The 10,962-nt window shown below is 63.2% G+C and carries 12 protein-coding genes; 10 read left to right on the forward strand and 2 right to left on the reverse strand.

The window, feature by feature from the left end; translation table 11 throughout:
- The first annotated feature begins 97 nt into the window (after positions 1-97).
- The 5 genes from B5E66_RS11275 to B5E66_RS11295 all read left to right on the forward strand — a co-directional run bounded on the left by B5E66_RS11275 (position 98) and on the right by B5E66_RS11295 (position 5,611).
- Positions 98-1,150 carry a lysylphosphatidylglycerol synthase transmembrane domain-containing protein gene (locus B5E66_RS11275; protein WP_242958168.1) on the forward strand — a complete coding sequence of 351 codons (1,053 nt, stop codon included), beginning with the start codon at positions 98-100 and terminating at the stop codon, positions 1,148-1,150.
- 546 nt (positions 1,151-1,696) lie between these two features.
- Entirely contained in the window at positions 1,697-3,949 is a 2,253-nt protein-coding gene (gene pflB, locus B5E66_RS11280; RefSeq protein WP_087233060.1) for a formate C-acetyltransferase, read from the forward strand.
- The gene (pflA, locus tag B5E66_RS11285; protein WP_087233063.1) at positions 3,936-4,691 is read left to right on the forward strand and encodes a pyruvate formate-lyase-activating protein; all 756 of its coding nucleotides are present in this window, start codon (positions 3,936-3,938) and stop codon (positions 4,689-4,691) included. Before pflB ends, pflA begins: the two co-directional genes overlap by 14 nt.
- Positions 4,692-4,853: 162 nt before the next feature.
- Entirely contained in the window at positions 4,854-5,207 is a 354-nt protein-coding gene (locus tag B5E66_RS11290) for a DUF2200 domain-containing protein (protein ID WP_087233066.1), read from the forward strand.
- A gap of 20 nt (positions 5,208-5,227) precedes the next feature.
- The gene (locus tag B5E66_RS11295) at positions 5,228-5,611 is read left to right on the forward strand and encodes a DUF5655 domain-containing protein (RefSeq protein ID WP_087233069.1); all 384 of its coding nucleotides are present in this window, start codon (positions 5,228-5,230) and stop codon (positions 5,609-5,611) included.
- A gap of 102 nt (positions 5,612-5,713) precedes the next feature.
- On the opposite strand, the gene B5E66_RS11300 is transcribed toward B5E66_RS11295, so the two are convergent.
- Complete coding sequence (locus tag B5E66_RS11300; RefSeq protein ID WP_242958169.1) at positions 5,714-6,934, reverse strand: FtsW/RodA/SpoVE family cell cycle protein; 1,221 nt, start codon at positions 6,932-6,934, stop codon at positions 5,714-5,716.
- A 223-nt stretch (positions 6,935-7,157) separates the two neighbouring features.
- Here B5E66_RS11300 and B5E66_RS11305 point away from each other — a divergent pair, with 223 nt between their 5' ends.
- The 5 genes from B5E66_RS11305 to upp all read left to right on the forward strand — a co-directional run bounded on the left by B5E66_RS11305 (position 7,158) and on the right by upp (position 10,698).
- Positions 7,158-8,363 (forward strand): hypothetical protein, encoded by a 1,206-nt coding sequence (locus tag B5E66_RS11305; protein ID WP_242958170.1) that lies wholly within the window; start codon positions 7,158-7,160, stop codon positions 8,361-8,363.
- A gap of 88 nt (positions 8,364-8,451) precedes the next feature.
- Positions 8,452-8,877, forward strand: a complete 426-nt coding sequence (gene tsaE / locus B5E66_RS11310; protein ID WP_087233072.1) for a tRNA (adenosine(37)-N6)-threonylcarbamoyltransferase complex ATPase subunit type 1 TsaE — start codon at positions 8,452-8,454, stop codon at positions 8,875-8,877.
- Positions 8,874-9,581: a tRNA (adenosine(37)-N6)-threonylcarbamoyltransferase complex dimerization subunit type 1 TsaB gene (tsaB, locus tag B5E66_RS11315; protein WP_087233075.1), complete on the forward strand. Its 708-nt coding sequence runs from the start codon at positions 8,874-8,876 to the stop codon at positions 9,579-9,581. The genes tsaE and tsaB overlap by 4 nt, the downstream gene beginning before the upstream one ends.
- A gap of 9 nt (positions 9,582-9,590) precedes the next feature.
- Entirely contained in the window at positions 9,591-10,037 is a 447-nt protein-coding gene (gene rpiB / locus B5E66_RS11320; protein ID WP_087233078.1) for a ribose 5-phosphate isomerase B, read from the forward strand.
- 34 nt (positions 10,038-10,071) lie between these two features.
- Entirely contained in the window at positions 10,072-10,698 is a 627-nt protein-coding gene (gene upp / locus B5E66_RS11325; protein WP_087233081.1) for a uracil phosphoribosyltransferase, read from the forward strand.
- Positions 10,699-10,769: 71 nt separating this feature from the next.
- Here the strand turns inward: upp and B5E66_RS11330 are convergent.
- On the reverse strand, positions 10,770-10,962 hold a 193-nt coding region (locus B5E66_RS11330; protein WP_206393092.1), incomplete at its 5' end, for a hypothetical protein.

The following is a 10,962-nucleotide window of genomic DNA, read 5'->3' on the forward strand; positions in this document are numbered from 1 at the left end:
TTTGTTTATCAACAAGCCCGCCGGCCCGTGGTATACTGAGAGACAGATCCCCCGGCCTTTTCCGGGGGCCTGTTTTTGAGAAAGGAGCGTACTCCCTTTGACACAGCACACAGACCAGGGACAGCCTTCGGGCGGACTCTCGTTTCGGCGCAGCCTGCTGTCGGTCCTGACCCTTCTCCTCCTCACCGGCCTGATGTTCCTGATCTTCCAGGACCATCTGCCCGAGATCCGGCAGGCCATCGGCAAGCTCAGCCCGGCCCAGCTGGGCCTGCTGCTGGCCCTCGCCCTCACCTACCCGCTCATCGAAGGGGTGATCAGCCAGCGGGTCCTGGCCAGCAGGGTGCCGGGATTCTCGTTCCGGCGCGGGCTGGACCTGGCCTTTCTGGGCGCCTTCGGGAATGTGGTCACCTTTGGAGCGGGCACCCTGCCCATGCAGGGCTATGATATCAGCCTCAGCGGACTGCCCGCCGTCCCCGGCATGGGCCTGATGACCCTGCAATATGTGTTCCACAAAGGGGCGGTGATGGTGTACGCCGTCCTGCTGCTGGCCCTGAACGGGCGGTGGCTGCTGGCCGCCGACGCGGCGGGGATGATGCGCTATCTGCTGCCCGCCTGCCTGATGGTGGCGGCCATCATCCTGGCACTGGTCCTGGTCTGTACCAGCCGCACCGTCCAAAGGGCGGCCTATTGGGCTTTGGGCCGCCTGCCCGACACCGGTAAGTGGCAGGTCCGCCGCCAAAGCTGGACCCGCCAGCTGGACGGCCTGGCCGCCGAGAGCCGTTCTTTGCTGGCCGACCGGAAGCTGTGCATCCAGATGTTCCTGCTGCAGGTGGCCAAGCTGGCCCTGATGTACGCCATCGTCTGGCTGGGCACGGCTTTTATGGACCTTGGCCCCCTGACGTTCTGGCAGGCCCAGACCCTGGCCGCCCTGATGATGCTGCTGTCCAACGCCCTGCCCAACGTGGGGGGCATGGGCTCGGTGGAAGCCTCCTTCTATCTGGTGTTCACCGGCTTTCTGGGGCAGAGCGGCGCCATGTCGGTGCTGCTGCTGTACCGCGCGGCCACCTACTACTTCACCTTTGCGGTCAGCTGCGTGGGGTTCTTCTTCATCCAAAGGCGGTGGGCCAGGGGCAAACAGGCCGCCGCATAAAACAAAAAGGCGGGCACCCGGTTGGTCAGACCGGATGACCCGCTTTTTGTTCTGCCGTTTGGGGCAGGCGGCGCAAACCAAAACCGCCTGACCCCGGAGAAAAGAGAGAATGGAATGGAGGAGTTCTCGTATCGCTGGGCGCGCCGTTGCGCCCATTCTGGTGCGTCCTTGGTTAGTTTTTTCTAACCTCGGCGCATCAACAGCATACCATACTTGTGGGTATCTGTCAACCCCTATTTGCAAAAAAATGGGCAAAACTTTCATCCTGACCGTTTGGCACAAACCCAGAAGGCCCTTTCGCCCCCCTTTGTGCAAAGTAACAACTTTTCGCAAAGGTCGGGAAATCCTAGTACTTTCCTCTTGATTTTTCCGGGTTTCATGCTATGATAAGTAAGGCAAGGGTCCGCAGTGCTGCGGGCTGGCTTTGCCGGGCGGCGATGCCGTCGTCGGAAGGGGCTGCCCGATGGTAGTGCCCTTTCTATTGTTCAAAGTAGTTAGCTTTATCTAACTTCTCTGTTTTTACCCAACCAACAAGGAGGTAACCGCATGAAGGATTATGCCCAGTGGGAAGGTTTTGAAGGCCGCATCTGGAAGGAAGAAGTCAACGTAAGGGACTTCATCCAGAAAAACTATACCCCCTACGACGGGGATGAGAGCTTCCTGGCAGGCCCCACCGGGGCCACCAACAAGCTCTGGGGCGCATTGCAGAAGCTGCAAAAGGAAGAGCGCGCCAAGGGCGGCGTGCTGGACATGGAGACCAGCGTGGTCAGCGGCCTGACCGCCTATGGCCCCGGCTACATCGACGAACAGCTGAAGGATCTGGAGCAGATCGTGGGCCTGCAGACCGACAAGCCCCTCAAGCGGGCGTTCATGCCCTACGGCGGCATCAAGATGGCGGAGCAGGCCTGCACCACCTACGGCTATCAGCCCAGCGCCGAGCTGCACAAGATCTTTACCGAATACACCCGCACCCACAACCAGGCCGTCTTTGACGCCTACACCCCCGAGATGAAGCGGGCCCGCCACAGCCACATCATCACCGGCCTGCCCGACACCTATGGCCGCGGCCGCATCGTGGGCGACTACCGCCGGGTGGCCCTGTACGGCATCGACTACCTGATCGAGGCCAAGCAGAACGACTTCAACAACTGCGGCGACGGCACCATGACCGACGACGTGATCCGCCTGCGGGAGGAGATCGCCCGGCAGATCGGTGCCCTGAAGGGTATGAAGAAGATGGCCGAGCTCTACGGCTATGACATCTCCCAGCCCGCCCGCAACGCCAAGGAAGCCTGCCAGTGGCTCTACTTCGGCTACCTGGCCGCCATCAAGACCCAGAACGGCGCCGCCATGAGCGTGGGCCGCATCTCCACCTTCCTGGATATCTACATCCAGCGGGATCTGGACAACGGCACCCTCACCGAGAGCCAGGCCCAGGAGCTGATCGACCACATGGTGATGAAGTTCCGCATGGTCAAGTTTGCCCGCATCCCCAGCTACAACCAGCTGTTCTCGGGCGACCCGGTGTGGGCCACCCTGGAAGTGGCCGGCATCGGGATGGACGGCCGCAGCATGGTCACCAAGACCTGCTTCCGCTTCCTGCACACCCTCGAGAATATGGGCCCCGCCCCCGAACCCAACCTCACCGTCCTGTACTCCTCCCACCTGCCCGAGACCTTCAAGAAGTACGCCGCCAAGGTCTCCATCGACACCAGCTCGGTGCAGTATGAGAACGACGACGTGATGAAGCCGGTGTGGGGCGACGACTACTCCATCTGCTGCTGTGTGTCCGCCACCCAGACCGGCAAGGAGATGCAGTTCTTCGGTGCACGGGCTAACCTGGCCAAGTGCCTGCTGTACGCCATCAACGGCGGCGTGGACGAAAAGAACCACGAGCAGGTCGGCCCGAATTACGCCCCCATCACCAGCGAGTACCTCAACTACGACGAGGTGCTGCCCAAGTATGTCCAGATGCTGGACTGGCTGGCCGGCCTCTATGTCAACGTGCTCAACCTGATCCAGTATATGCACGACAAGTACTACTATGAAGAAGCTGAGATGGCCCTGATCGACACCGACGTGCGCCGCACCTTTGCCACCGGCATTGCAGGCTTCTCCCACGTCATCGACTCCCTCAGCGCCATCAAGTACGCCAAGGTCAAGGCCATCCGGGACGACAGCGGTCTGGTGGTGGATTACGCCATCGAGGGCGACTTCCCCAAGTACGGCAACGACGACGACCGCGCCGACGACATCGGCGTGTGGCTGCTGCGCACCTTCCTGGAGATGATCAAGAAGCGCCACACCTACCGCCATTCCGAGGCCACCACCTCCATCCTGACCATCACCTCCAACGTGGTCTATGGCAAGTACACCGGCGCTCTGCCCGACGGCCGCCCGGCCTACACCCCCTTTGCACCGGGCGCCAATCCCAGCTACGGCGCCGAGCAGAACGGCCTGCTGGCCTCTCTCAACTCGGTGGCCAAGCTCCCCTATCACTGGGCCCTGGACGGCATCTCCAACACCCAGACCATCAACCCCGACGCTCTGGGCCACAGCGAAGGCGAGCGGGTGGAGAACCTGGTGCAGGTGATGGACGGCTACTTTGATCAGGGCGCCCACCACCTGAACGTCAACGTCTTTGGCAAAGAGAAGCTGATCGACGCCATGGAGCACCCCGAGAAGGAGGAGTACGCCAACTTCACCATCCGGGTGTCGGGCTACGCCGTCAAGTTCATCGACCTGACCCGCGAGCAGCAGATGGACGTCATCAGCCGCACCTGCCATGGCCGGCTGTAATCCCGAGGGGCTGGTCCACTCCCTGGAGAGCTTTGGCTCGGTGGACGGGCCGGGGGTGCGCTTTGTGGTCTTTCTGCAGGGCTGCAACCTGCGCTGCCGCTACTGCCACAACCCCGAGACCTGGGCCTGCGGGGGCGGCCAGAAATGGACCGCTGAGAGCCTGTTCCAGCACGTCTGGCGCTACCGCAACTACTGGGGCAAAAAGGGCGGCATCACGGTCAGCGGCGGGGAACCGCTGCTCCAGATGGAGTTCCTGACCCGGTTTTTCCGCCTGGCCCGGGCCAAAAAGGTGCACACCGCCATCGATACGGCGGGCGAGCCCTTTCGGCCCGACGACCCGGCGTATCTGGCCGCCTTTGACCAGCTGATGGACGTGACCAGCCTGGTGATCCTGGACCTGAAAGAGATCGACCCCGAAAAGCACCGCCGGCTGACCGGCCGGACCAACGAGAACATCCTGGCCATGGCCCGGTACATTGCCGGGCGGGGCGTGCCCCTCTGGGTCCGCCATGTACTGGTGCCCGGCCTCACCGACGATGAGGAGGGCCTGCGCCAGACCGGGCAGTTCATTGCCAGCCTGCCCACCGTCCAGCGGGTGGAGGTATTGCCGTACCACACTCTGGGCCTGTTCAAGTGGCAGAAGCTGGGCATCCCCTATTCTCTGGCGGACGCCGTCCCCCCGACCGACGAGCAGGTCCGCCGCGCCGAGGAGCTGCTGATGACCGACCGCTACCCCGGCTGACCTCCCTCTTTTTCCCCTTATGGCGAAAGCCCGGAACCTGTTCCAAGCAGGCTCCGGGCTTTTTGCGCTGCGGCTTGTTTTTCGCAGCGCCGTATGGTATTGTATAGATGGAGGTCGCCGGTCAACGGCCCTGTATCTTTTCCAAAGGGGAGAATGTATGCTATGAGCAACGACAAAGTATATGGGATGCTTTTTTCCAAGGTCTACCCCCTGCTGGTAAGCAAGGCGGTGAAAAAAGGCCGCACCCCCGGCGAGGTGGACGAGGTGACCAGCTGGCTGACCGGCTATACCCCGGAGCAGATCGCCCAGGCCGCGGCGGACGGGGTCACCTACGGGGACTTTTTCCGGCAGGCCCCGGCCCTCAACCCTGCGCGCACTCTGGTCACGGGGGTGGTCTGCGGGGTTCGGGTGGAGGAGATCCAGGAGCCCCTGATGCAGGAGATCCGCTACCTGGACAAGCTGGTGGACGAGCTGGCCAAGGGCAAGCCGATGGAGAAGATCCTGCGCAAGTCATGAGCCGGCAAGGAGGAGATCTTATGGATGTGAACGTCCTGCAATTTTTCGAACTGCAAAAGCACCCGGACGCGGCGCCTCTCTACGAGGCGCTGGAGGCGCGCATCCTCGCCGAGATCCCGGATGTGCGCATCAAGGTGCAGAAAAGCCAGATTACCTTTTACAACAAGCATCTGTTTGCCTGCGTGTCCTATGTCCGGGTGCGGAAAAAGGCCCAGCTGCCCCCCTGCTACATCGTGGTGACGGTGGGGCTGGCCCGCAAGGTGGAGAGTCCCCGCATTGCGGTGGCCACCGAGCCCTATCCCGGCCGCTGGACCCACCACATCGTGGTGGCCGGCCCGGAGGAGATCGACGACGAGCTGATGGGCTGGGTCCGGGAAGCCGCCGCTTTTGCGGCCGCCAAGTAAAAACGAAGCAGCGTTCAACTCGACGTATATTCTTTTTTCCAGAGGAACGAATGATAAAAGGCAGGCAAGATGCGTTTCTTGCCTGCCTTTTTGCATCCGGTCTTATCCGAACAGTTTCTTTTTGTTGTGCATATGCACCGACAGCACCAGCCCCACACAGATATACAGCATGAGCACCGAACTGCCGCCCGCCGAATAGAAGGGCAGGGTGACGCCGATGACCGGCAGCACCCGCAGATTCATTCCCACGTTGACGGCGATCTGGGCCAGCAGCGCGCCCCCTACGCCCGCGCAGATGAAGCTGCCCAGCAGATCCTCGCTGCGGGCGCCCACCGCAAAGGTGCGGATCACCAGGGCGATCAGCACCCCCAGCACCACCATGCACCCCACAAAGCCCAGGGCGTTGCCCACCCAGCTGAAAATGAAGTCGTTGTGGGCGTTGGGCACGCTGTAATAGTCCCCGCTGAACATCCCGTTGCCAAAGATCCTGCCCGAGCCCAGGGCCACTTCGCCCCGGTCCTGCTGGTAGACGATGTTCCTCCATACGTCCTCGCTGGGGGCCCAGCCCGTCTCGTTCTTGGGGTCGATCACGGCCAGGATGCGGTACCACTGGTAGCTCTTGCCAATGCTGTCGCTGAGGAACATGAAGGCCGCCGATACCGCCGTGATGCCTGCGGCCAGGGCCCCGATGATATATTTCCAGCTCAGCCCCGCCGTGAACATCATGCAGCAGCCGATGATGCCGTAGATGATGGCGGTGCCGTCGTCGCCCTGGATGTGGATGAGCAGGATGGGCGTCATCAGGTGCAGCAGAAGCTTGGCCAGCTCTTTGGGCTCATTGATCCTGCTGCGGACGTTGTTGAGGTGCATGGCAAAGGTCAGGATAAAGCTGATCTTGGCCAGCTCGGTGGGCTGGAAGGTGAAGCCTCCCAGCCTGTACCATGAATAGTTGTCGGTGTCGCCGGCGTTGTAGCCGATGGTCAGCGGCCCCAGATCCAGATTGTGGATCACCAGGGTGGGCAGCACCAGCCCCCAGGTAAAGATCACGTGCACCGGCCATATCTTGACCAGGCTGCGGTAATCCACCGTGGACAGGGCCAGGGCGATCAGCACCCCGATCCCGGCGGCGCCGGCCTGCACCAAAGCCCGGCGGAAGTCCCCGATGCCGGTCACCTGGCCGGTGATCTCATCCACCGCCAGCCCCCCGCCCTGCTCCGCCGCCCACGAGGCCAGCATCAGCACGGCCATGGCGCTGCTGAACAGGCACAGCAGCAGATAGATCTTGTCGGTCCGCTTGGCATATACACGAACGCTTTCCAGCACAAAAGCACCACCTTTCTCTCGCAGAACGCCCCGATGCGGGGCGGTTTCAAATCAGTATACCGCATTTTTCCCTCCCGTTCAAGCGGGACGGGGCGCCGATCTGTGACAGCTTTGCAAAAACGGGCCAAGATGAAATGCAGATTCTTGACAAAGCCGCCCCGTGCTCCTACAATGAAAGCAGGCGACGGGCCGCCGGCCCAGCCTTATATTGGGAGGATAAACAATGGATCTGAACCGTTCGCACCTCTTGCGGCGCACCCTCTGCGCCGTCTGCGCCCTCACACTGGCGCTGGCCCTGGCCAGCCCTGCGGCCCTGGCCGCCGGGGACGCATCCACCGACAACACCCAGGCAACGCTGTCCCGCGCCGATGCCGCCCAGATGGCCCAGGCCGATGCGGCGGTGGAAGCACTGGTCAACAGCAGCGCCTATGACGCCATGGACCTGCAGCAGCGGCAGGCCGCCGCTCAGGAACAGCTGGACCAGCTGGCCAGTCAGGGCCTCATCCAGGCCGATTCGGTCCGCTACGACCAGGAGAACAATCTGTATTCCTTCACCTACGACTGCGGGGTGCTGGGAGGCATCCTGCTGACCGACTGGGAGGACGAGGACGAGGAACTGGTCCAGCTCCCCCTCACCGTCCCCGAGGAGCTGGCCTTCAATCCCCTGGACCAGACCAACGATGTGATGCCCCTGGGCAACGCGATCGTCTACTATGCCTTTGATGACACGGTGGATTCCAACCGCTACCCCTACTACACCACCATGCAGGAGTACTGGAACGGCTGGGGCCTTTCCACCACCATCGACAACGACGTCACGGTGTCCGACCTGCGCCATATGGATGACTACGACCTGTGCATCATCAGCACCCACGGGGCCTACTATTCCTACACCACCGGGTGGCTGTTCAAGCAGGTACACACCTCCCCCATCCTGGTGCTGCGGGAGGAGTCCTCGTTCTGGGACGATCTGCGCTACGGCTTCGACCTGCTGACCCACCGGGTCATCAAGGTGAACGGCGTTTACTGCATCACCCCCAGCTTCTTTGAATCGGCTTACCGCGGCGGCCAGCTCAACGGCACCATGATCTTTTCGGAGGCCTGCGAGTTCTTTGGCACCGGCAACGTCATCGACCTGTCCATGTCCACCGCCCTGCTGGACGGCGGGGCCAGCGCCGTGGCCGGCTTTGTGAACAACGTCTACGCCATCTATTCCCGCAGTATGCTGTGGGGCACCGTCAACCAGCTGATCATGGGCAAAAACATTTTGCAGGCCGTGGACGCGGCGGCGGCCACCTACGGCCCCGACGATATCTACTGGTATCTGTCCCAGGGCGGCACCACGCCCCACCGCTACGCCTCCTTTGCCCTGGTACACGGCAACGACACCGCCACCCTGTACACCATCGAGGAATCCGAAGCGGCGTGACCCGATTGCACTTTTTTCCGATTTATACTATACTGAATGCGGCAGGGTGGTTCCCCTGCCGCATTTCCTGTCTGTTTGAGGTATTATCATGGCTGAATTTATCACCCGCTCCCCTGAGGAGACTGCGGCGCTGGGCCGCCGCCTGGCCGCCGCCGTGCCGGACGGGGCGCTGATCGCCTTTACCGGCGGGCTGGGGGCCGGCAAGACTGCGTTCTGCCGCGGCCTGGCCGAGGGCTTGGGCTGCACCGACCCGGTCAGCAGCCCCACCTTTGCCATCGTCAACTATTACCGCGGGCCAAGGCCCATGGCCCACTTCGACCTCTACCGCATCCACACCGAAAACGACCTGGCCGCCGCCGGTTTTTACGACTATCTGGACCAGGGAGCGGTGGTGGCCGCCGAATGGAGCGAGAACCTGGCTTCCCTGCTGGACCAGGAAGATCCCATCCGGGTGGACATCCGGACGGTGGACCCCACCACCCGCAGGATCACCATCGAGGGGGTGCAGCTATGATCGTCCTTGGCGTCGATACGGCGGGCAAGACCGCCGGCGTGGCCCTGATGCGGGATGACCGCCTTCTGTACGAGGTCTATCTGGACGGGGGGCTGACCCACAGCGAGACCCTGCTGCCTATGATCGACACCGCCCTGCGCACCTGCGGCCTCACCTGCGCCGACATCGGCCTGTACGGGGTCAATGCGGGGCCGGGCAGCTTTACCGGGCTGCGGATCGGACTGGCTGCCGTCAAAGGGCTGGCCTTCCCCGGCAGCGTCCCCTGCGCGCCCGTCTCCACCCTGGAAGCCCTGGCCGCCAGCCACGTCGGCACAGGGACGGTGCTGTGCGCCCTGGACGCCCGGCGGGGGCAGGTGTACGCCGCCGCCTTCGACCTTGCCACTCACGCCCGTCTGCTGGAGGACGAGGCCCGGGCCGCCGCCTCGCTGGAGGATTTTGTAAAAAGCTGCAAAAAGCCCCTGTTTTTTGTTGGTGATGGGGCCTATCTGTGCTATAATATGTACAGTGAGGTGGAAGGCGTCCTGCCCATACCCCCCGCGCTGCGGGGCGGGCGCGCCGTGGGAGTGGCCCTGGCTGCACGGCGGATGGCCGATGCCGGCCTGGCCGTCTCCCCCGAGGCCCTGCTGCCCGACTATCACCGGCTGAGCCAGGCCGAACGGGAACGCGCAGAGCGTCTGGCCGCCCAAACCGAAAAGAGTGAGTGAGGTATCTTCATGGCAAAACCCATCGCGTTGGCCGCCGACCATGGCGGCTTTGAACTGAAGGAAGCCGTCCGCGCCCATCTGGAGGAGGCCGGCATCCCCTACATCGATTTTGGCACCCACAGCACCGCCAGCGTGGACTATCCCGACATGGCGGTGCCCGCCTGCGACGCCGTCGTCTCGGGCCGGTGCGACAAAGCCCTGTTGTTCTGCGGCACCGGCGTGGGCATCAGCATGGCCGCCAACAAGATCAAGGGCATCCGCGCCTGCTGCTGCTCGGACAGCTTCAGCTGCGAGTATACCCGCCGCCACAACGACGCCAACGCCCTGTGCATGGGCGGCCGTGTGGTGGGTCCCGGCCTGGCCTGCCAGCTGGTGGACCTGTTCCTGGCCACCCCCTTTGAGGGCGGACGGCACACCGGACGGATCGAGAAGCTGATGGCGCTGGAGCAGCGCTGACCCAGTATCAAAACCTTCAAAGGAGCGTGTAGTTATGAACCCCATGATCGTTGAGCACCCCCTGCTGCAGCACAAGATCAGCCTGCTGCGCAACAAGCAGACCGGTACCAAGGAGTTCCGTGACCTGGTGGGCGAGATCGCCACCCTGCTGTGCTACGAGGCCACCCGGGATCTGCCCCTGGAGGAGGTCCAGATCGAGACCCCCATCACCATGGCCAAGACCAAGGTCCTGGCCGGTCGCAAACTGGCCCTGGTACCCATCCTGCGGGCCGGCATGGGCATGCTGGACGGTATGCTGACCCTGATCCCCGCCGCCAAGGTGGGCTTCATCGGCCTGTACCGCAACGAGGAGACCCTGCAGCCCGTGGAATATTTCTGCAAACTGCCCTCCGACATCGACGAGCGGGACGTGCTGGTCCTGGACCCCATGCTGGCCACCGGCGGCAGCGCCGTGGACGCCATCACCATGATCAAGAAGCGGGGCGCCAAGCACATCAAGTTCATCGGCCTGATCGGCGCCCCCGAGGGCGTGGAAGCGCTGCGCACCGCCCACCCCGACGTCCAGATCTACCTGGGCGCTCTGGATGAGTGCCTCGACCAGAAGGGCTACATCGTGCCCGGTCTGGGCGACGCAGGCGACCGCATCTACGGCACCAAATAATCCCGGCAAACCAAAAAGGCCCCGGCGCTCGATGCAGCGCCAGGGCCTTTTTCTGTCTTTTGGATCGCAGGTCAGCGGCCGCGGCCACCGCCGCCGCCATGGCTGGAACCGCCGCCCATACCGCCGAAGCCGCCGCCGCCAAAGCCGCCTCCTCCGAAGCCGCCGCCGCCGAAACCTCCACGGCCAAAGCCGCCGCCAAAACTGCCTCCACCCATGCCGCCGAAGCCGCCGCCCCGGGGAGGCCGGGGAGGCGGAGGCGGGGGC

It is taken from the genome of Faecalibacterium sp. An121, assembly GCF_002160915.1.
In the GTDB taxonomy this organism is placed as follows: domain Bacteria; phylum Bacillota; class Clostridia; order Oscillospirales; family Ruminococcaceae; genus Faecalibacterium; species Faecalibacterium avium.

Bases quoted from the DNA above. Each gene is read 5' to 3' on its own strand.
- pflB (WP_087233060.1), top strand. From the start codon at position 1,697: ATGAAGGATTATGCCCAGTGGGAAGGTTTTGAAGGCCGCATCTGGAAG.
- pflA (WP_087233063.1), top strand. From the start codon at position 3,936: ATGGCCGGCTGTAATCCCGAGGGGCTGGTCCACTCCCTGGAGAGCTTT.
- B5E66_RS11290 (WP_087233066.1), top strand. From the start codon at position 4,854: ATGAGCAACGACAAAGTATATGGGATGCTTTTTTCCAAGGTCTACCCC.
- B5E66_RS11295 (WP_087233069.1), top strand. From the start codon at position 5,228: ATGGATGTGAACGTCCTGCAATTTTTCGAACTGCAAAAGCACCCGGAC.
- B5E66_RS11305 (WP_242958170.1), top strand. From the start codon at position 7,158: ATGGATCTGAACCGTTCGCACCTCTTGCGGCGCACCCTCTGCGCCGTC.
- tsaE (WP_087233072.1), top strand. From the start codon at position 8,452: ATGGCTGAATTTATCACCCGCTCCCCTGAGGAGACTGCGGCGCTGGGC.
- tsaB (WP_087233075.1), top strand. From the start codon at position 8,874: ATGATCGTCCTTGGCGTCGATACGGCGGGCAAGACCGCCGGCGTGGCC.
- rpiB (WP_087233078.1), top strand. From the start codon at position 9,591: ATGGCAAAACCCATCGCGTTGGCCGCCGACCATGGCGGCTTTGAACTG.
- upp (WP_087233081.1), top strand. From the start codon at position 10,072: ATGAACCCCATGATCGTTGAGCACCCCCTGCTGCAGCACAAGATCAGC.